19 protein-coding genes are annotated in these 20266 nt (G+C 44.7%); 18 read left to right on the top strand and 1 reads right to left on the bottom strand.

Annotated features, from left to right (window positions below):
• The 6 genes from ACEYV4_RS05600 to ACEYV4_RS05575 all read left to right on the top strand — a co-directional run.
• A partial coding sequence (locus tag ACEYV4_RS05600; RefSeq protein WP_373842394.1) for an RNA-guided endonuclease TnpB family protein occupies window positions 1-893 on the top strand: 893 nt, incomplete at its 5' end.
• 263 nt (window positions 894-1156) lie between these two features.
• Window positions 1157-1441 carry a co-chaperone GroES gene (gene groES / locus ACEYV4_RS05595; protein WP_373842393.1) on the top strand — a complete coding sequence of 95 codons (285 nt, stop codon included), beginning with the start codon at window positions 1157-1159 and terminating at the stop codon, window positions 1439-1441.
• 50 nt (window positions 1442-1491) lie between these two features.
• Entirely contained in the window at window positions 1492-3129 is a 1638-nt protein-coding gene (gene groL / locus ACEYV4_RS05590; RefSeq protein WP_373842392.1) for a chaperonin GroEL, read from the top strand.
• A 183-nt stretch (window positions 3130-3312) separates the two neighbouring features.
• Window positions 3313-4908, top strand: a complete 1596-nt coding sequence (locus ACEYV4_RS05585) for an APC family permease (protein ID WP_373842391.1) — start codon at window positions 3313-3315, stop codon at window positions 4906-4908.
• Window positions 4909-5067: 159 nt separating this feature from the next.
• Window positions 5068-6906: an APC family permease gene (locus tag ACEYV4_RS05580; RefSeq protein WP_373842390.1), complete on the top strand. Its 1839-nt coding sequence runs from the start codon at window positions 5068-5070 to the stop codon at window positions 6904-6906.
• Window positions 6907-6966: 60 nt separating this feature from the next.
• Window positions 6967-7227, top strand: coding sequence for a hypothetical protein (locus ACEYV4_RS05575; RefSeq protein WP_373842389.1), 261 nt, complete (start codon window positions 6967-6969; stop codon window positions 7225-7227).
• Here the strand turns inward: ACEYV4_RS05575 and ACEYV4_RS05570 are convergent.
• On the bottom strand, window positions 7224-7868 hold the full coding sequence (locus ACEYV4_RS05570) for a YigZ family protein (protein ID WP_373842388.1): 645 nt from the start codon (window positions 7866-7868) through the stop codon (window positions 7224-7226). The two genes, ACEYV4_RS05575 and ACEYV4_RS05570, sit on opposite strands and share 4 nt — an antisense overlap.
• A gap of 63 nt (window positions 7869-7931) precedes the next feature.
• Between ACEYV4_RS05570 and ACEYV4_RS05565 the strand changes: the two genes are divergently transcribed.
• The 12 genes from ACEYV4_RS05565 to trxB all read left to right on the top strand — a co-directional run bounded on the left by ACEYV4_RS05565 (window position 7932) and on the right by trxB (window position 20037).
• A complete protein-coding gene (locus ACEYV4_RS05565) occupies window positions 7932-9260 on the top strand; it encodes a DEAD/DEAH box helicase (protein ID WP_373842387.1) in 1329 nt (442 codons plus the stop codon).
• Window positions 9257-9934: a ComF family protein gene (locus ACEYV4_RS05560; RefSeq protein WP_373842386.1), complete on the top strand. Its 678-nt coding sequence runs from the start codon at window positions 9257-9259 to the stop codon at window positions 9932-9934. The genes ACEYV4_RS05565 and ACEYV4_RS05560 overlap by 4 nt, the downstream gene beginning before the upstream one ends.
• Before the next feature lie 132 nt (window positions 9935-10066).
• On the top strand, window positions 10067-10609 hold the full coding sequence (gene hpf, locus ACEYV4_RS05555) for a ribosome hibernation-promoting factor, HPF/YfiA family (protein ID WP_373842385.1): 543 nt from the start codon (window positions 10067-10069) through the stop codon (window positions 10607-10609).
• Between the two features lie 217 nt (window positions 10610-10826).
• Window positions 10827-13190 carry a preprotein translocase subunit SecA gene (gene secA, locus ACEYV4_RS05550; RefSeq protein WP_373842384.1) on the top strand — a complete coding sequence of 788 codons (2364 nt, stop codon included), beginning with the start codon at window positions 10827-10829 and terminating at the stop codon, window positions 13188-13190.
• 93 nt (window positions 13191-13283) lie between these two features.
• Window positions 13284-14400, top strand: a protein-coding gene (prfB, locus tag ACEYV4_RS05545; protein ID WP_373842383.1) for a peptide chain release factor 2 whose coding sequence is annotated in 2 segments (ribosomal slippage) — window positions 13284-13355 and window positions 13357-14400 — 1116 coding nt in all. Because the reading frame shifts where the segments join, the coding sequence is not laid out codon by codon here.
• A 58-nt stretch (window positions 14401-14458) separates the two neighbouring features.
• Window positions 14459-14800, top strand: coding sequence for a PspC domain-containing protein (locus ACEYV4_RS05540; RefSeq protein WP_373842382.1), 342 nt, complete (start codon window positions 14459-14461; stop codon window positions 14798-14800).
• Complete coding sequence (locus ACEYV4_RS05535; RefSeq protein WP_373842381.1) at window positions 14800-15159, top strand: phage holin family protein; 360 nt, start codon at window positions 14800-14802, stop codon at window positions 15157-15159. Before ACEYV4_RS05540 ends, ACEYV4_RS05535 begins: the two co-directional genes overlap by 1 nt.
• 14 nt (window positions 15160-15173) lie before the next feature.
• Window positions 15174-16130 carry an HPr(Ser) kinase/phosphatase gene (gene hprK, locus ACEYV4_RS05530; RefSeq protein ID WP_373842380.1) on the top strand — a complete coding sequence of 319 codons (957 nt, stop codon included), beginning with the start codon at window positions 15174-15176 and terminating at the stop codon, window positions 16128-16130.
• Window positions 16131-16135: 5 nt separating this feature from the next.
• The gene (gene lgt, locus ACEYV4_RS05525) at window positions 16136-16951 is read left to right on the top strand and encodes a prolipoprotein diacylglyceryl transferase (RefSeq protein ID WP_373842395.1); all 816 of its coding nucleotides are present in this window, start codon (window positions 16136-16138) and stop codon (window positions 16949-16951) included.
• A 22-nt stretch (window positions 16952-16973) separates the two neighbouring features.
• Window positions 16974-17990 carry an NAD(P)H-dependent glycerol-3-phosphate dehydrogenase gene (locus ACEYV4_RS05520; RefSeq protein ID WP_373842379.1) on the top strand — a complete coding sequence of 339 codons (1017 nt, stop codon included), beginning with the start codon at window positions 16974-16976 and terminating at the stop codon, window positions 17988-17990.
• A gap of 63 nt (window positions 17991-18053) precedes the next feature.
• On the top strand, window positions 18054-18965 hold the full coding sequence (gene galU / locus ACEYV4_RS05515; RefSeq protein WP_373842378.1) for a UTP--glucose-1-phosphate uridylyltransferase GalU: 912 nt from the start codon (window positions 18054-18056) through the stop codon (window positions 18963-18965).
• A 139-nt stretch (window positions 18966-19104) separates the two neighbouring features.
• Entirely contained in the window at window positions 19105-20037 is a 933-nt protein-coding gene (trxB, locus tag ACEYV4_RS05510) for a thioredoxin-disulfide reductase (RefSeq protein WP_373842377.1), read from the top strand.
• The last annotated feature ends 229 nt before the right edge of the window (window positions 20038-20266 follow it).

Raw genomic sequence — 20266 nt, 5'->3', positions numbered from 1 at the left:
CATTCAAAATGTTATTTAAACATCGTGGTGGTTATCCCCGGTTTAAAAGTCGTCATGCTGTTAAGCAAGCTTATACAGGGCAATCAACTTGTAAAGTAATAGCCAAGCGACGGATTCAATTACCTAAACTAGGCAGTATTCGAACCAGCAAAACTAGTCACATCGGTAATGCCAAAATCAAACGGTATACGGTTAGCTATGACCCGACGGGTCGTTATTACTTGTCGCTGCAAGTTGAAGCTGAGGTTAAGATATTACCGAAAACTGGTAAATCAGTTGGCTTAGACGTTGGCATCGCTGACTTAGCGATTAGCTCTGATGGTGTTAAGTACGGTACTTTCAGTGCTAAATGGTATACAAAACAAGCTACCAAATGGCAGTCAAAGTATGCCAAGCGTAAACACAGGGTAACAACTGCAGTTCGTCAATGGAATCATAATCATAAAACGATCAAAGAAGATCTAGAAGACTATCAAAACTGGCAACGGGCTAGGATAGCTAAAGCTCGTTACCAACAAAAAATTGCTAATCAGCGCAAAGACTATCTGCATAAGCTGACCACTGATTTAGTTAAACACTATGACGTGATTGTGATTGAAGATTTGAAAACCAAGAACCTTCAGAAAAATCACCATTTGGCTAAATCAATTGCCAACGCTAGTTGGTATCAATTTCGGACTATGCTGAATTATAAGTGTGCTTGGTATGGCAAACAATTAATCGTGGTGAAGCCCAATTACACAAGCCAAATCTGTTCTAATTGCGGGTTTAACAGTGGTAAGAAACCGTTGAAAATCCGGAAATGGACTTGTCCTAAGTGTGGTATGCACCATGATCGGGATATTAATGCGGCAATTAATATCTTACACCAAGGATTAAAAGCCGTTGGCTAGGAACTAGCCTTGGTAAAAGAACGGAGTTCTGTAAGTTAGGTAGCTGGAATACCAGTGTAATATCCTAAATACTACTTTGTGTTCCCAGAAGCTCGGTCATTTATGACCGAGTAGTTCACAATTCATTATAAAAATAGTCAAATTTGGTCAAACTTTTTTATTGCAATTCATCTGAAAGATGTTATAGTTATAAATGTGGTTAGCACTTGAGTGGCTTAAGTGCTAAAATGACAAATTAAGATTAACAAGATGGAGGGATTAACGTGTTAAAACCATTAGGAGATCGCGTTGTTCTAAAAGCTGAAACTGAAGAAGAAAAGACGGTTGGCGGCATTGTCCTTGCTTCCAATGTCAAGGAAAAGCCAACTACTGGAAAGGTTATTGCCGTTGGTGAAGGACGGACCTTGGACAACGGGCAAAAGCTTGCTCCAGCTGTTAAGAAAGGCGACCGGGTATTGTTCGACAAGTATGCCGGCAATGAAGTCGAATATAACGGTGAAAAGTACCTGGTTGTTCATGAAAAGGACTTAGTTGCAGTTCTTGACTAATTACAACTGAATTAAATGCTTAAAGAATAAATTCGATGAGGTGACAATAAATGGCAAAGGAAATTAAGTTTTCTGAAGATGCACGGAACGAAATGCTCCGCGGTGTTGATAAATTAGCTGATACTGTTAAGACAACGATGGGTCCTAAGGGCCGAAACGTTGTCTTGGAACAAAGCTATGGTAACCCAACCATCACGAATGATGGTGTAACGATTGCTAAGAGTATTGAGCTTGAAAATCACTTTGAAAACATGGGTGCTAAACTGGTTTCCGAAGTTGCTTCCAAGACTAATGATATCGCTGGTGATGGTACCACTACTGCAACTGTCCTGGCACAAGCAATTGTTAACGCTGGTATGAAGAACGTTACTGCCGGTGCTAACCCAGTTGGCGTTCGGCGTGGGATTGACAAGGCAACTCGGGCTGCCGTTGATGCATTGAAGAAGATGTCACATGACGTTAAGACCAAGGATGACATTACCCAGATTGCTTCCATTTCTGCTGACAACAAGGAAGTTGGTAAGCTGATTGCCGACGCCATGGAAAAGGTTGGCCATGATGGTGTTATCACTCTTGAAGATTCCCGTGGTGTTGACACTAGTGTTGATGTTGTTGAAGGAATGAGCTTTGACCGTGGTTACATGTCTCAATACATGGTTACTGACAATGATAAGATGGAAGCCGACCTTGACAACCCATACATTCTGATTACTGATAAGAAGATCTCCAATATTCAGGATATCCTTCCATTACTGCAAAAGGTTGTCCAAGAAGGTCGGGCATTATTGATCATTGCTGATGACATTACCGGTGAAGCACTGCCAACCTTGGTATTGAACAAGATTCGTGGTACCTTCAACGTTGCTGCTGTTAAGGCCCCTGGCTTTGGTGACCGTCGGAAGGCTCAACTGCAAGATATCGCCGTTTTGACTGGTGGTACTGTTATTTCCGATGACCTGGGCATGAACCTAAAGGATGCTACGGTTGATCAATTAGGTCAAGCTAATAAGGTTACGGTTACAAAGGACAACACCACGATTGTTGACGGTGCTGGTGCTAAGGAAGCCATTGCTGAACGGGTTGATCAAATCAAGCAAGCTATTGATAAGACAACTTCTGACTTCGACAAGGACAAGCTGCAAGAACGTTTGGCTAAACTTTCTGGCGGTGTTGCCGTTGTTCGGGTTGGTGCTGCTACCGAAACTGAAATGAAGGAAAAGAAGTACCGGATTGAAGATGCTCTGAACGCTACCCGGGCTGCTGTTCAAGAAGGATTCGTTCCTGGTGGTGGTACTGCCCTGGTAAACGTTCTGCCAGCTCTAGACAAGATTGATGCTACTGGTGACGAAGCAACTGGTGTGCAAATCGTTAAGGCTGCTTTGGAAGCACCTGTTCGTCAGATTGCTGAAAACGCCGGTGTTGAAGGCTCCATCATTGTTAACCAATTAAAGAGTGAAAAGCCTGGTATTGGTTACAATGCCGCCGACAACAAGTTTGAAGACATGGTTAAGGCAGGAATTGTTGACCCAACTAAGGTTACCCGTTCTGCTCTGCAGAATGCTGCTTCCGTTGCCGCATTGCTGTTAACTACTGAAGCTGTCGTTGCTGACAAGCCTGATGACAACAAGGGTAATAATACTCCTGCTGCTCCACAAGGCGGTGCCGGCATGGGCGGCGGCATGATGTAATAGCTGCCCGATGGAAACTAAATAAATAATAGAAAACACCGTTGAGAAGAATCTTCTCAACGGTGTTTTCTTATTTCCCGGGAAATGATGCTGGCAATTTGTCTTTTCTTTTAAGCCCTCAAAGGTTAATCAATGTGGTAAAGTAGACGTTGACTTTATTTTTATAGTAGAGAGGAATCGTCAATGGAAAAACTGAAATTGCATCGGATTAGTCTCTTTTCGGGAATTATGTTGGCACTCAATTCCTTAATTGGGTCTGGCTGGCTTTTTGGAGCCGGTACTGCCGCTAAAGTTGCTGGCCCGGCTGCCATCATTTCCTGGATCTTGGGGGCCGTGATTATTATTACCATCGCGTTAACGTATGTTGAGTTGGGAGCAATGTTTCCAGAAAGTGGCGGAATGAGTCGCTATGCTCAGTATAGCCACGGCCAGTTACTTGGCTTTATTGCCGCCTGGGCAAATTGGATTTCCTTAATTACCTTGGTACCGATGGAAGCCGTAGCCTCAGTTCAATATATGAGTTCCTGGCCCTGGTCCTGGGCAAATTGGACCCACCATTTTTTGGCCCACGGCAATGTTACCGCTCGTGGAATGTGGGTAGTGGTGCTCTTTATGCTGATCTTTACCCTAATTAATTTTTGGTCGGTTAAGTTAATGACCCGCTTTACAAACTTAATTTCGATTTTTAAGATCGTTTTGCCAACCTTGACCATTTTAATGTTATTAATTAGTGGCTTTCATCCGGCTAATTTTGGTCATAGTGTTGGAACATTTATGCCCTATGGCAGTCGTTCAATCTTTGAAGCAGCGGCGGTCTCAGGAATCATCATGTCCTATGATGCCTTCCAGACGATTATCAATATGGGTGGAGAAATGGTTAATCCTCGCAAAAATATTGTCCGGGGAGTATTAGTTTCGATGATCATTACTGCCGTGATTTATATCATGCTTCAAGTAGCTTTCATTGGGGCAGTGGCACCGGCTATGTTAGCTAAAAGTGGCTGGCATGGGATTAATTTCACTTCACCTTTTGCTGATATTGCCATTCTTTTAGGAATGAATTGGTTAGCAATTCTCCTTTATATGGATGCCTTTGTTTCACCATTTGGCACCGGGGTAGCATTTGTGGCAACGGCTTCACGAGCCCTAGCGGCGATGACCCATACCAAGCATTTACCGCAATGGCTCGGACGGCTGGCCCGTCGTTATATGATTCCCCGTTTTGCCATGGTAACTGATTTTATTCTAGCGGTAATTCTGGTTAATACTTTTCGCAACTGGAGTCTGTTGGCCACGGTAATCACCGGCGCAACTTTAATTGCTTATCTGACCGGTCCAGTAACGGTAATCGCCCTGCGTAAGATGCGTCCGGACTTAAAACGACCGTTTGCACCGCATTATATGTCCTGGTTAGCGCCAATTGCCTTCGTACTTACCAGCCTGGCAATTTACTGGACAATGTGGCCGACGACCATCCAGGTAATAATTGTAATTGCCCTGGGCTTGCCAATCTATCTTTATTATGAGCTTCGCTACCGGCATTCTAAATGGGGGCAGCAACTAAAGAGTAGTGCCTGGTTATTGACCTACCTAGTTTTTATTTCATTGGTGTCTTACCTGGGCAGCAAGGGCTTTGGTGGCCATAATTGGATTCAATACCCGTGGGATTTCTTAGTGATTATTGTAGCTTCATTGCTTTTCTACTGGTGGGGGACCCATAGTCATTTACCACAGATGGATCCAATTGCCGAAAAGGTCAACCAACGGGTTAAACTTTAATCAGAATTTGTCCTAGTAAATGAAAAAGGGTTCAGAATGCTTGTTGCAATCTCAGTGAATAGATTATAATATTATTCAGTTATCCAAACGGGGTAACTATTAGTTAAATTGATTTTCAACATACTGATAAATTTCAGATAAGTTGGGAGGAAAAAAGAGATGTGGCGCTACCTTAAACGTGTGTTAATTGGGAAACCATTGAAGACCCTTGATGAGGGGCAAACCCACTTAACCAAATTCAAGGCGTTAGCGATGCTTTCGTCTGACGCTATATCGTCAGTCGCCTATGGTCCTGAACAGATTACAACTGTTCTGGTTACCTTATCAGCCGCTGCTATCTGGTATTCAATTCCGATTGCGGTCATCGTACTGATTCTGCTGCTGGCGATTACGCTATCATATCAACAAATTATTCATGCTTACCCGAGTGGTGGGGGTGCTTATGTGGTCGCTACCCGTAATTGGGGAAGCACTGGCGGACTCTTTGCTGGTGGATCGCTTTTGGTTGATTATATGTTAACCGTGGCGGTTTCGACAACTTCCGGGGTGGAGGCAATTACCTCGGCAATTCCGGCGTTGTACAGGTTCTCAATTCCAATTGCAATTGTGATTGTCCTAATGATTATGATCATGAATTTACGAGGAATGAGTGAGAGTGCTAATTTCTTGACGATTCCGGTTTACTTTTTTATTCTGATGATCACAATCATGGTTATCTGGGGTGGTTATAACATTATCACTGGTAATATTCATTACCATGCAATTGTCAATTATGGGACCCCAGTTCAGGGAATGTCCTTTGTCCTCTTCATCCGAGCATTCTCTGCCGGTTCTTCATCTTTGACCGGGGTGGAGGCTGTTAGCAACGCAGTACCGAACTTTAATAAGCCTAAAGAGAAAAACGCTGCTACGACCTTGGCTATTATGAGTGCCATTCTGGCTACTTTCTTCATTGCAATTATCTTCTTTAGTTTTTATTTGGGAATTATCCCTAATTCTCGGACAACGATTCTGTCACAGATGGCGGCCCAAATTTTTGGTGGCCACGGGCTAGGCTTCTATCTCTTGCAATTGTCAACGGCCATGATCCTAGCCGTTGCTGCTAATACCGGTTTTTCGGCCTTTCCAATCTTGGCCTTTAATATGGCCAGGGATAAGTATATGCCCCATGCCTTTATGGATCGTGGAGACCGACTTGGTTATTCTAACGGTATTATTTCCTTAGCTGTCGGCGCCATTATCTTGATTTTGATCTTCCATGGTAAGACCAACATGCTGATTCCATTGTATGCGGTTGGTGTCTTTGTGCCATTTACTTTGTCACAGTCTGGAATGATTATTCATTGGTTCCGGGAACGTCAAGGACTATGGCTGGGCAAGGCCTTTATTAACCTTGTCGGGGCTTTAATTTCCTTGATTTTGGTTATCTGCCTGTTCTGGCAGCACTTCGTTAATGTTTGGCCATACCTGATTATCATGCCGCTGCTATTGTGGATGTTCTATGCTATTCATTCGCACTATACCAAAGTGGCGGCCCAGTTGCGGGTAGCTGAGAAAACGAAGGTGCAGTTGCATGACTACGATGGTTCAACCGTGATTGTCCTGGTCGGAAACGTGACCCGGGTAACACGGGGGGCCATTAATTATGCCCGCTCAATTGGTGATTACGTGATTGCTATGCACGTTTCCTTTGATGAAAACCCTGGTAAGGAACATAAGACGGCCAATGAGTTTAAGGCCGAATATCCAGACGTTCGTTTCGTCGATATTCACTCTTCCTATCGGTCAATTGCTAAACCAACGTTACGGTTTGTGGATGTAATTGCCAAACGAGCTGGTGCCCGTAACTACTCGACGACTGTTTTGGTTCCCCAGTTTATTCCTAAGCATCCTTGGCAGCTGATCTTGCATAACCAGACTAGTGTCCGTCTGCGAGCTGTTTTGAATTCCCGGGAAAACATCATTGTTTCGAGCTACAATTATCACCTGCACGAATAAAAAAGATCGGTGTCACGACAATGGTCGAGCACCGATTTTTGAAAATTGGAGAAATTAGTTATGGATAAAAAACAGTTGTTATACGGCGGCCTCTTTGCCGTGGGCCTGGTCTTTGCGGCTAGTTACTCGATTGATAACCGCGGATTCCATTCTGGAATTTTTGGTATTGTTGGTTGTGTTTTAATGTTAGCCGCTTATATTGGCTTTAATCAAGAAAAATTAAAAGCCCATGATCATCACACGCGGGTAATCCTGGGCTGGTTGAGCGGCATTTTGACTGTTTTAGTAATCCTAAATATTGCTGAAGTTCTCCTGGCTTAGGACTTTGCAGGGTAGGGCACCTCGTGATTACGAGGCTGCCCCTTTTTTATTTGAAGTTGGTTGTTGAAGCGGGTCGTTAAGTTAGCGATTAATTGACCACAAGCATCCTGGTCAACAAAGACGGTCACAACTACATTCACTCCATATTGTTCATTGGCCACTTCAAGATGATGCTCTTTGAAATAATAGAGTAGTTGGTCGTGTTGAGCATAGGGGACAGTAATGTCAACGGCAGTCTGAATGACCCGCTGAACTAGCCCAGCTTGGTGGACAGCATTGGTGGTGACATTGCTGTAAGCTCGAATTAAGCCACCAGCACCGAGCTTGATGCCACCAAAGTAACGGGTCACCACAGCAACAACGTCGTGAAGCTTTGCTAGTTGAAGTGATTCAAGGATCGGCACCCCGGCGGTTCCACTAGGTTCGCCGTTGTCTGATTCGCGTTGTACCTGATCATGATCACCGACCAGATAAGCAAAGCAATTATGGGTGGCCTTACGATTTACTTGTTTAACCTTTTCAATGAAAGCTTGGGCCTCATCTTCACTATTAATTCGACCAAGACTGCAGATAAAGCGCGACTTCTTGATTACTAGTTCAAAACTGGTATTTTTGGCAATTGTAAGAAATGGTTCTGTCATGGAAAGACTTCTTTCGTGCTTAAAGATTTATTTTCCGTACTTGATTAAGTAGGGGGGATAATAATGAAATTAAGTGAGTATTTTGGACGACGGGTCCTGGTTGACCGACCAACTTGGCAATCAGGGCCACCATCACCACCTGTCCAGGTTTTACCGACAATTAAGGATTGTGGGTCAGAAATTCTATGTTGGCGTTGCGGTCAGCGCACAGCGAAAAGGGTAGCCGCCCTTCCTAATGGTGAATTTTACTGTCCCCACTGTATTAACTTAGGCCGGGTCAGTACGTTAAATAAATTTTATCATGTTCCAGAGCCAAATCAATTTCGGGTCGTTAAACCAGTTTTGACTTGGCATGGTCATTTGTCGGTGTTTCAAGAACGAGCCGCGACGGCGGTAACAGCGGGAATGGCTGCTCATCGTCATCAACTATTATGGGCGGTCACTGGAGCCGGCAAGACAGAGATGATGTTTCATGGCTTAGCAATGGCATTAGAGCATGGTGAACGCCTGGCAATTGCTTCACCACGAGTGGACGTCTGCTTAGAGCTTTATCCTCGTTTGCAGACTGCCTTTCAAAACACTGAGATGGTGCTTCTTCATGGTCGTCAAAAGCAGCCCTATCATTATGCCCAATTGACCGTCTGTACGACTCACCAGTTATTGCGCTTTTACCATGCCTTTGATAATTTGGTGGTAGATGAGGTCGATGCTTTTCCCTATGCGGCTAATCCTGCTTTACTGTATGCCACTAGTCAAGCGGTCAAGCAGGCGGGCGGCTGCCTTTATTTAACGGCAACACCCGGAAAGGCACTATTGCGGCAAGTTCGGGCAAAACAGTTAGCGGTTACCTACCTCCCCCTGCGTTACCATGGTCATCTCTTGCCGGAAATTCATTTGCGGCTTGCCATTAACTGGCGCCACGTCTTAGAACAGCGTCACTTACCACATAGTTTGGTGTGTGAAATGTACCGCAGCTTAGTGGCTGGTCACCGTTTTCTGCTTTTTGTTCCCCATGTTCGGGACCTTCCTAAAATGGCGTCGGCAGTTAAAAATGATTTTACAAGCCCGCGTTTTACAATAGTTCATGCCAGTGATCCGGACCGATTAGCGAAAGTTCAAAAGATGCGGGACGGTAAATATGACTTCTTAGTGACGACTACCATCATGGAACGCGGTGTGACCTTTCCGGAGATTGATGTTTTTGTCCTGGGCGCTGATGATCCGGTCTTTTCTTCTGCGGCTTTGGTACAAATTGCTGGACGGGCTGGTCGTGCCGCTAGTCGTCCTACCGGTAAGGTTCTCTTTTGGGTTAATGGCTCTTGTCGGCGAGTGCGAACGGCAATGCGTCAAATTCAATTTATGAATCGAAAGGGGCGGGCGCTCCAGAAATGAATTGCTTACTTTGTAACGCCCCACTTAACTACCGCCTGAGCATTTTGGACTTAGTGAGGCTAGCACCCCTGCCTTTTCCAATCATCTGTTCAAAATGTGCAAAAAGTTTTACCAAAATTGACCCTGCAGCAGCATGCCCGGGGTGTAGTCGTCCACAATCAAGCAACCACCTTTGCCCAGAATGTCAACGTTGGACACAACAGTATGGTTGGCATCTTCACCACACCGCTCTCTATACTTATAATGAGGCGATGAAGGAATTCATGCGGCGCTATAAATTCCAGGGTGACTACCGCTTACGTCAGGTTTTCCAAGGGGTATTCTGCCGCCAAGTACAAAGCTACCATGCAGATTTGATAATTCCCATTCCGGTAACCGCTACTACCATGGCAACCCGGGGCTTTAACCAGGTCTTGGGCCTGCTTGGTCAAACAACGGTCACTAATGTCTTGAATCACCGGGCCCAAGATAAGGTGGCTCAATCGTGTAAGACCCGTCAACAGCGCTTAGCAACTCCGCAGCCTTTTCGTTTAACTGATCCAACGGTGGTACGGGACAAGAAGGTCTTGTTAGTAGATGACATCTACACAACCGGTCGAACCCTTTATCATGCTGCTAATTTGGTTAAGCAAGCTGGCTGTCGGGAAATTTTAAGCCTTTCTTTGGCTCGTTAAAGAAGGCTAAAGGATTTTGAAAACGGTTTGTTAATTGATCAGAACTACACTATAATGAAGATAGGATATGAGAAGAGTGGTCCTTCTGATATCAGATCAAGCGATTGCTTGGACTGAAAGGAGAGATGTTTGATGTTAAAATTCAATATTCGTGGTGAAAATGTCGAGGTTACTGAATCCATTCGGAACTACGTTGTTAAACGGATTAGCAAATTGCAAAAGTTCTTTGAGGACAGTGTTGAAGCAACTGCTCATGTAAACTTAAAAGTATACCCAAATCGGACTTACAAGGTTGAAGTAACTATTCCTTTGCCATACTTAACATTACGGGCAGAAGAAACCTCTAATGATATGTATGGTAGTGTTGACTTGGTTACCGATAAGCTTGAACGTCAAATTCGGAAGTACAAAACGAAGGTTAATCGGAAGTCCCGTGAGAAGGGCTTTAAGAACCTAGAATTTGTTCCGGGAGACGATGATTCTACTAGCACTGATGATCTGAAGATTGTTCGGACCAAGCAAGTTTCCTTGAAACCAATGGATCCTGAAGAAGCGGTTCTACAAATGGATATGCTAGGACACGATTTCTTTGTTTTCCAAGATGCCGAGACTAATGGCACGAGTATTGTTTATCGTCGGAAAGATGGCCGTTACGGTCTAATTGAGGCTGAATAAAAAAGACGGTTAAATGGGTTGCTTTGACTTATTTTGTAGAGGGGATTATGGTGATTTGCCGTGATCCCTTTTGTGTTTATAATGCTCAATCAGTTTAGTTTTCAAACTATTGTGAACGTGGTAGAATTACATAAGTTAGAATGAAAGTATAATTGGCTTGAGTAGCACTTTTTTAATTATTTTTAGCTCGAGCTAGTGAATTAGGAAGGACGCTTTTATGGCCAATATTTTAAAAAAATGGATTGAAAGTGACCGCCGTGAATTGCGACGGATTGATAAAATTGCGAATAAAGTTGAAGCATATGCAAAACCGATGGCGGCAATGACTGATGACCAGCTGAAGGCCAAGACTCCTGAATTCCGTCAACGTTACCAAAAGGGTGAATCGTTAGATGATTTGCTGCCGGAAGCGTTTGCGGTTGCCCGAGAAGGAGCTAAACGAGTGTTGGGCCTCTACCCATTCCATGTTCAAATTATGGGTGGAATTGTTCTGCACGAAGGTAATATTGCTGAAATGAAGACTGGTGAAGGGAAGACCCTGACGGCAACCATGCCGGTTTATCTAAACTCCTTGTCTGGCAAAGGGGTTCACGTTATTACGGTCAATGAATACCTGTCAAAGCGTGATGCCACTGAAATGGGTCAGCTTTACAACTGGTTAGGTTGCAGTGTGGGCATCAACAATTCCGAGATGAGCCCTGATCAAAAACGTGAAGCCTACAAGGCCGATATCATGTATTCTACTAATAGTGAGATCGGGTTCGACTACTTACGTGATAACATGGCCGTCTATAAGGAAGACCAGGTTCAACGGGGATTGAATTATGCAATTGTCGATGAAGTTGATTCTATCTTGATTGATGAAGCCCGGACACCACTAATTATTTCTGGGCCGGGGACAGGAACGTCAAAGCTTTACAAGCAGACTGACCGGTTCGTTAAACAGCTTAAGGATAAGGTTGATTACAAAGTTGACCTTGAATCCAAGACTGTAGCCTTGACCGATGCCGGTATTCAAAAAGCTGAGAAATACTTTAACTTACAAAACCTGTATGACCCTCAAAACACGCCATTGACCCACCACTTGGATCAAGCATTGCGAGCCAATTACATCATGCACCGGGACAAGGATTACGTGGTTTCCGATGGTGAGGTCTTGATTGTTGATTCATTCACCGGTCGGGTAATGCAAGGCCGGCGCTTCTCCGATGGCCTTCACCAGGCAATTGAAGCCAAGGAAGGCGTCGAGATTCAGGAAGAGAACAAGACGATGGCTAATATCACCTACCAGAACCTCTTCCGAATGTATAACAAGTTAGCCGGGATGACAGGGACCGCTAAGACGGAGCAGGAAGAGTTCCGTGAAATTTACAACATGGAAACAATTACGATTCCGACTAACAAGCCGGTCATTCGAAAAGATGAACCAGATCTCTTGTACCCAACTCTTAAGAGTAAGTTTCACGCCGTTGTTCAACGAATCAAGAAGTTACACGCCAAGGGCCAACCGATCCTAGTCGGAACCGTGGCCGTTGAAACTTCTGAATACCTGTCCAAGTTATTGGATAAGGAGCATATTCCTCACGTGGTCTTAAACGCTAAGAACCACGCCAAGGAAGCTGAAATTATCAAGAACGCCGGTCAAAAGGGTGCCGTCACGATTGCCACCAACATGGCCGGACGGGGGACTGACATTAAGCTGGGCCCTGGTGTTCGAGAGCTTGGTGGTTTGGCCGTAATTGGGACCGAACGACACGAATCTCGGCGAATTGATAATCAGCTGCGTGGTCGTTCCGGTCGGCAAGGTGATCCGGGTATGTCCCAGTTCTACCTGTCACTAGAAGATGACCTGATGAAGCGGTTCGGTGGTGATCGAATTAAGAACTTCCTGAAACGGATGAAGGTTGAAGGTGATGATGCGGTCATCAAGAGTCGGTTCCTGACCCGTCAAGTAGAGTCTGCTCAGAAGCGGGTTGAAGGGAACAACTATGACTCACGGAAGAATGTTCTTCAGTATGATGATGTGATGCGTGAACAGCGTGAAATCATCTATAAGGAACGTCAACAAGTGATTACCGAGAAGAAATCGCTTAAGTGGGTTTTAATGCCAATCTTTAAGCGGACAATTCAGCGTGAAGTTGAACAGCATACGCTGGGTGAACAAAAAGACTGGGACCTGCAAGGAATTATTGACTTTGCTGAGGAAGTCCTTGTTAAGCCGAATACGATTACGGTGGCCGATCTGAAGGGAAAATCCAAGGATCAGATCATTGATTTCCTGATGGGTTATGCTAAAGCAGTCTATAAGGATAAGCAAAAGCAGCTTTATGACCCAGCTCAAATGTTGGAATTTGAAAAGGTTGTTCTCTTGCGGGTGGTCGATTCGCACTGGACTGATCACATTGATGTAATGGATCAGTTCCGACAATCGGTTGGTCTGCGAGGGTATGGGCAATTGAACCCATTGGTTGAATACCAGACGGCTGGTTATCATATGTTTGAACAGATGATTGCCGACATTGAGTACGAAACGACCCGGCTTTTCATGAAGTCCGAGATTCGGCAAAATGTTACCCGTTAAAATTAAATTAGTTAATTGCTATTAAATTTAGGTACGGCAGCAAGGTAACCCATGGCGGTACCGCTGCCGTCCATTTATTATGGAGGCTTTGTTGTGGAATTAAGTGAAGCAAAAAAACAAGTAGAAGCAATGCAACAAGATGTTGCCCGCTTCGGGAGGTCGCTTTGACCTCGATGCGCTAGACGAAAGCATCGCAGAAAATGAGCAAAAAATGGCCCAGCCGGATTTTTGGAACGACAATGAAGCGGCACAAAAGGTCATTAATGCTAACAATGAACTCAAGGGTAAGCGAGATACTTATGTCCACCTGCGTGACTCGATTGCTAACCTGCAAACCAACATTGAGCTTCTTGAAATGGGACCCGATGCCGACTTGCAGAAAGAATTTGACCAGTCCTTTACTAAGACTAAGAAGGCCTTGGAACAATACCGGCTCAACCAGTTATTAGATGGTGAATATGATGCAAAAAATGCCATTCTTGAAATTCACCCTGGTGCCGGGGGGACCGAAGCCCAGGACTGGGGGTCCATGCTCTTGCGGATGTATGTTCGCTGGGCCGAACAGCACGGCTTTAAGGTAGAGACGGCTAACTATGAGGCCGGTGATGAAGCTGGCATCAAGAGTGTGACCCTCTTGATTAAGGGGCATAACGCCTTTGGTTACCTGCGTAGTGAAAAAGGTGTTCACCGATTGGTCCGGATTTCACCGTTTGACGCGGCTGGTCGGCGTCACACCTCCTTTGCTTCGGTTGATGTAATGCCAGAACTAGATGAAAGTGTCAACATTAAGATTGATCCTTCTGACCTGCGGGTTGATACCTTCCGTTCTAGTGGAGCCGGTGGTCAGCATATTAACAAGACCGAATCAGCTGTTCGGATTACTCACATTCCAACCGGGATTGTTACTTCATCCCAGGCGGAACGTTCCCAGCTGCAAAACCGGGTGACTGCGATGAATATGCTGAAATCCAAGCTGTATGAACTGGAGGAAGAAAAGAAGGCCAAAAAGCGGGCCGAAATTGAAGGTGAACAGTTAGATATCGGCTGGGGATCCCAGATTCGTTCGTATGTCTTCCACCCGTATACTTTGGTTAAGGATAACCGAAGTGGCCATGAAACTCATGACATTCAATCGGTTATGGATGGGGATTTGGACCCTTTTATTAATGCCTACCTGCAGTGGAAACTGAGTCAAAAAAATCCGCAATAGGGTAATTGCGGTTAGCAAAAAAAGCAAGTAAGATTAAATTAAAAAGGAGATGGTGCCCATGCGTGAAAGTCGTCATCGTCGTTTGACCCGATCAGCTTCTGACCGGATCTTGGGAGGCGTTTTTGGTGGTATGGGGAAATACTTCCATATTTCACCAAATATTCTTCGGGTGATCTACGCTATTTTAACGATTTTGACCGCAGTCATGCCGGGAATAATTATCTACCTGATTTTATTGATCATTATCCCACCGGATCCTGCTCATCCGGGGATCATGGGGATCTTTCAAGCTTTCAATGACTTTAATCGGCAAATTAACCAGGATAACCATCATTCACAATCTCGTCGTCAGCTAAAGAACGTAGAAGAAAAAGATATTAAAAGAAACAGGCGATCATAATGGGATTTTGGAAGCGCGTATTAATTGATACTATTCTGTTCATTGCCCTTGCCGGTCTCTTTGCCGGGACGGGAATGTTCTATATTAGTAGTGCCTGGATTGCTTTATTGGCGAGCTTTATCTTGGCGATTCTTAATGTGCTGGTTAAACCGGTTTTAGTAATTTTGTCGTTACCGATCAATATCTTAACCCTCGGGTTGTTTAGTATCGTGATCAATGGCGTGATGCTTCAACTGACCTCGATGTTTGTTGGCTCGGACATGTTTCACTTCTCCTCTTTTTGGAGTGCGATGCTGATTGCCATCATTATGTCGATCTGCAACACCATTATTACTGATCATCAAGAAAATAGCTATTAAAGGAGTGAATAATTGTGCCAAGCCACGTTACGGTTCAAGAATTAGTTGATAAGGTCCGTTTGAGGGTCTTGCAAGGGAAAGAATATCTCGACCGGCCGATTACGACCAGTGATATTTCCCGACCGGCGCTGGAATTTGCTGGTTATTTTAAGCATTACCCGGCCTTGCGGATTCAATTATTGGGAATTACTGAAACCTCTTTTTCCAAGGACCTGACTCATGAAAAGATGGTTAAGTACATGACCAAGATGTGTACACCTCAGACGCCATGTTTTGTTATTTCTACTAACCTGCCAATTCCACCCGAACTAAAAAAGGCAGCGGCCGATGCTAACATTCCTATTCTGGGAACCCACTTAACCTCATCACAGATTCTTTCTAACATGACTTCTTACTTGTTAGGACGGCTTGCCCCCCGGAAGTCAATGCACGGTGTCCTGGTTGACATCAATGGGGTTGGTGTCTTGATTACCGGTGATTCTGGGGTAGGGAAGAGTGAAACCGCTTTGGAATTAGTCCGACGGGGTCACCGGTTGGTTGCCGATGACCGGGTGGAAGTCTATGCCCGGGATGAACAAACCTTGATTGGAACGGCACCGGCGATCTTAAAACACCTGATGGAAATTCGGGGAATCGGAATTATTGATGTCTCGACGCTGTACGGGACTGGGGCGATTATGCCTGATGATAACATTAACCTGATCGTGCACCTTGAAACGTGGACACCAGATGTTAAGTTTGACCGGTTGGGTGACCGGGGTGATACCCAGACCATTCAGGGAGTTATCATTCCGAAGGTTTCAGTTCCGGTTAAGACTGGTCGAAACCTGGCAATTATCATCGAGTCCGCGGCAATGAACTACCGTGCCGAAACGATGGGTTATGACGCTACTAAGACCTTTGACCGTAATTTAAATAAGTTAATTAGGGAAAATTCTGCCCGTGATAGTAAGAAGAAGGATCAAAATTAATGGGAATGACACTAAAAGCGGCTCTTAACCCAATTGCCTTACAATTTGGTCCCTTTGAAATCCACTGGTATGGGGTGATCATTGCGACGGGGGTGATGTTAGCCCTTTGGTTAGCTGTCCGCGAAGGTCGAAGACAAGAAATCTCGGAGGACTATTTTTATGACTATCTCCTCTGGGCCTTACCAATTGCGATCATCTGCGCTCGACTTTACTATGTGACTTTTCAGTGGTCCTATTATGCTGCCCATCCTGGAGAAATTATTGCTATCTGGGACGGAGGAATTGCCATCTATGGGGCGATTATCGGTGGTTTTATCGTTCTTTACTTTTTGTGTCGGTCGCGGCACCTTTCATTTTGGCAGATGTTAGACGTGATTGCCCCGACGGTGATCCTGGCTCAGGGAATTGGCCGGTGGGGCAACTTTATGAACCAGGAAGCCTTTGGGGTAGTTACCACTCGGGCAGCCTTAGTGGCTCAGCATATTCCGGGTTGGATTATTCAACAGATGGATATTGGTGGTCATTATCGGGTACCAACCTTTTTGTACGAGTCACTTTGGGACCTGCTGGGCTTTGTCTTGCTGGTTAGCTTACGTCACCGCCGCCACCTATTTCGTCGTGGTGAAGTATTTTTAACCTATGTCATGTGGTATTCTTTCGGTCGTTTCTTTATTGAGGGAATGCGGACCGATAGTTTAATGCTTGGCAGTGTCATTCGTGTGTCGCAGTTGTTGTCACTAGTTTTCTTCATCGTTGCCTTAGGCTTACTAATTATTCGGCGACGACGAGGAACGGTTCCTTGGTATGAGCATTCAAAGTAGCATTTAATTAAGGAGAGATATTATGACTGAAAAAATAGCAGTACTCGGTGCAGGTTCTTGGGGGAGTGTACTGGCAAACATGTTGGTAGAGAATGGCCATGATGTCCAACTTTGGTCACGTGACCAGACACAGGTTGACCAGTTGAATACTGACCATATCAACCCTGCTTACATGAAGAATTTTACTTATTCACCTGCTTTACAGGCTACAGCGGATATGAAGGCCGCCGTTACGGGTGCTGATGTTATTTTGATTGCGATTCCGACTAAGGGCTTGCGGGAAGTTTCACATAAGCTCAACGCTGTGTTGGCTGAACTTAACCAACAGTCCTTGATTGTTCATGCTACCAAGGGATTGGAGCAAAACACCTATAAGCGGCCATCTGAGATGATTAGAGAAGAAGTTGCTCCTGAACATTGTCGCGATGTGGTAGTACTATCCGGGCCGAGTCATGCCGAATCCGTCGCGATCAAGGATATGACTGCTGTTACTGCAGCCTGTGCTAACTTGGCTGATGCAGAAAAGGTCCAACGGCTCTTTAGTAACCACTATTTCCGGATTTATACTAATAATGACGTGATCGGGGTCGAATTTGGTGGTGCTTTAAAGAACATCATTGCCATTGGTGCCGGTGCCTTACAAGGCCTCGGTTATCATGACAATGCCCGGGCGGCCTTGATTACCCGGGGCCTGGCAGAAATTCGGCGTCTTGGCGTAGCTTTTGGCGCCAATCCAATGACCTTCATTGGCCTGTCTGGGGTTGGGGACCTAATCGTTACCGCTACCAGTAAAAACTCACGGAATTGGCGAGCCGGTTACCAACTTGGTCAAGGCCAAGCCCTGGATGACGTGATCAAGAACATGGGAATGGTAATCGAAGGAGTTTATACTACTAAGGCTGCCTATGAACTGAGTAAAAAGCGCCAGGTAAAAATGCCAATCACTGATGCCTTGTACCGAGTTCTTTACCAGGGTGAAAGCATTAAAACCGCAATTTCTCAACTGATGAATCGAGATCTGACCTCTGAAGTGGAATAAATATGGTAAAATACAATCGGACCTTTTTAAGAGAGATTGAAATTATGGAAAGGACTTTTAGTTATGAGACGTGTTAGAAAGGCAATCATTCCGGCGGCCGGCTTGGGGACTCGTTTCCTCCCAGCAACCAAGGCTTTAGCTAAGGAAATGCTGCCAATTGTTGATAAACCAACTATTCAGTTTATTGTTGAGGAAGCTCGTAAGTCTGGTATCGAAGACATTGTGGTTGTTGATGGTAAGAATAAACGTTCCATCGAAGATCACTTTGACTCTAATCCTGAATTGGAAGATAATCTGCGGGCAAAGCACAAGAACGAGATGTTGAAGTTGGTCGAAGAGACTACCGACATCAACATTTACTTTATTCGGCAGTCCCACCCGCGTGGCCTCGGGGATGCGGTTTTAACTGCTCGGGACTTCATCGGTGACGAACCATTTGTCGTAATGCTTGGTGATGACTTGAACAACATCAACAACACCGGTGAACCGTTGACTAAGCAATTAATTGAAAGCTATCAGCAGACGGGTGCTTCTACCCTGGCTGTTATGCGGGTACCACATAAAGACACTGCTAAGTATGGTGTAATTAACCCCAGCAGGGAAGTTACTCCAGGCCTTTACAACGTGACGAGTTTTGTTGAAAAACCAGCCCCGAAGGATGCTCCAAGTGACCTGGCGATCATTGGTCGTTACGTCTTTACTCCAGAAATCTTTGATGTTTTGGCTAAGACTAAGCCAGGCAAAGGCAACGAAATCCAGCTGACTGACGCCATTGATACCCTGAACCAAACACAACGGGTCTTTGCTCGGGAATACAAGGGTGATCGTTACGACGTTGGTAATAAGTTTGGTTGGGTTAAGACCAACATTGAATATGGCTTGCGTCACCCCCAGGTTAAGGATGAGTTGCGCACTTATATCAAACAGCTTGGCGCTAAATTGACAGCTGAAGATAAAAAGAACAGTAAAAAATAATTAAAATAAAAAAGAATCAGTTGTTTATTTGCTGATTCTTTTTTATTGCACTTTCACTTGTAAAAAGTAAGCATATCTATAGACAAGTGAATTATTAGTGGGTATGATAATCATTAAATTGATAGAGGGAGGATTACGAATGGCAGAAGAAAAGCATTATGACGTTGTGGTGATTGGTGCGGGGCCCGGTGGCTTAACCGCGGCAATGTATGCTTCTCGAGCGAATCTGTCGGTATTAATACTCGATCGAGGAATCTATGGAGGCAACTTAAATAATACTGCAACCATTGAAAACTATACTGGCTTTAAGAACGTAAAGGGACCGGACCTGGCCAAAAAAATGTATGAAGGGGCGACCCAGTTTGGGGCCCAGTATGCTTATGGAACAGTCACTAAACTAGAAGATCAGGGTCAAACTAAAGAGGTAACTACTGATATGGGTGATACCTTTATTGCTAAGGCGGTTGTGATCGCCACCGGTTCTGGCCAACGCCACTTGAATGTTCCAGGTGAGGAAGAATTTAGTGGCAAGGGTGTTTCCTATTGTGCCGTTTGTGACGGAGCCTTCTTTAAGGGCCTGCATTTGATTGTTGTTGGTGGTGGTGATTCAGCTGTTGAAGAAGGAATGTATTTAACCCAATTGGCTAGCAAGGTTACCGTCCTAGTGCGGAGTAATAAACTGCGTGCTCAACCAATGATGCAGGAAGAGGCCAAGCAAAACCAGAAAATGGAATTTATTTTTAACACCAGCATAACCGAAATCGTTGGTAATAAAGTTAAAGTGACCGGGGTTAAGACTCATAACAACCAGACCGGTGAAGACGGTGAGATGGCGGCCGATGGGATCTTTATTTATGTTGGTTCTTACCCGATGACTAAACCTTTCCAAAACTTGGGAATTTTAGATGATCAGGGCTGGGTAAAGACCGATAATCTGATGAAGACTAAAGTACCGGGAATCTTTGCGATTGGGGATGTTCGGGAAACCCCATTACGTCAGATTGCAACGGCGGTTGGTGATGGTGCTATCGCTGGTCAACAGGTCTACCAATACGTTAGTGGATTAAAATAATGTTTTAAAAGGTACTTCATGTGAAAGTACCCTTTTGTTTTCAGGTAAAACTTTAGTAAAAATTAAGGTAAAAAGCGGCAGGGTTCAGTGAATTGCGGTATACTAAAAGGTAGAAAAGAGCAAAGGAGTCTTCACTGTGAGTTGGAAAGATACTTACCAAGTATGGAAGAAACAGACTAATCTCGATCCAAAGCTGAAGCAGGAATTAGACGCAATGACCGATGATAAG

Source organism: Limosilactobacillus sp., assembly GCF_041859915.1.
Taxonomy (GTDB): Bacteria; Bacillota; Bacilli; order Lactobacillales; family Lactobacillaceae; genus Limosilactobacillus.
This window is presented reverse-complemented; position numbering and strand designations above follow the sequence as displayed.

What these genes read in the sequence shown, in the direction of transcription:
- ACEYV4_RS05535 (WP_373842381.1), top strand. Translation starts at nt 14,800, where the DNA reads ATGGGATTTTGGAAGCGCGTATTAATTGATACTATTCTGTTCATTGCC.
- ACEYV4_RS05570 (WP_373842388.1), bottom strand. Translation starts at nt 7,868, where the DNA reads ATGACAGAACCATTTCTTACAATTGCCAAAAATACCAGTTTTGAACTA.
- ACEYV4_RS05585 (WP_373842391.1), top strand. Translation starts at nt 3,313, where the DNA reads ATGGAAAAACTGAAATTGCATCGGATTAGTCTCTTTTCGGGAATTATG.
- lgt (WP_373842395.1), top strand. Translation starts at nt 16,136, where the DNA reads ATGACACTAAAAGCGGCTCTTAACCCAATTGCCTTACAATTTGGTCCC.
- ACEYV4_RS05580 (WP_373842390.1), top strand. Translation starts at nt 5,068, where the DNA reads ATGTGGCGCTACCTTAAACGTGTGTTAATTGGGAAACCATTGAAGACC.
- ACEYV4_RS05520 (WP_373842379.1), top strand. Translation starts at nt 16,974, where the DNA reads ATGACTGAAAAAATAGCAGTACTCGGTGCAGGTTCTTGGGGGAGTGTA.
- ACEYV4_RS05540 (WP_373842382.1), top strand. Translation starts at nt 14,459, where the DNA reads ATGCGTGAAAGTCGTCATCGTCGTTTGACCCGATCAGCTTCTGACCGG.
- trxB (WP_373842377.1), top strand. Translation starts at nt 19,105, where the DNA reads ATGGCAGAAGAAAAGCATTATGACGTTGTGGTGATTGGTGCGGGGCCC.
- hpf (WP_373842385.1), top strand. Translation starts at nt 10,067, where the DNA reads ATGTTAAAATTCAATATTCGTGGTGAAAATGTCGAGGTTACTGAATCC.
- secA (WP_373842384.1), top strand. Translation starts at nt 10,827, where the DNA reads ATGGCCAATATTTTAAAAAAATGGATTGAAAGTGACCGCCGTGAATTG.
- ACEYV4_RS05565 (WP_373842387.1), top strand. Translation starts at nt 7,932, where the DNA reads ATGAAATTAAGTGAGTATTTTGGACGACGGGTCCTGGTTGACCGACCA.
- galU (WP_373842378.1), top strand. Translation starts at nt 18,054, where the DNA reads ATGAGACGTGTTAGAAAGGCAATCATTCCGGCGGCCGGCTTGGGGACT.
- ACEYV4_RS05575 (WP_373842389.1), top strand. Translation starts at nt 6,967, where the DNA reads ATGGATAAAAAACAGTTGTTATACGGCGGCCTCTTTGCCGTGGGCCTG.
- groL (WP_373842392.1), top strand. Translation starts at nt 1,492, where the DNA reads ATGGCAAAGGAAATTAAGTTTTCTGAAGATGCACGGAACGAAATGCTC.
- ACEYV4_RS05560 (WP_373842386.1), top strand. Translation starts at nt 9,257, where the DNA reads ATGAATTGCTTACTTTGTAACGCCCCACTTAACTACCGCCTGAGCATT.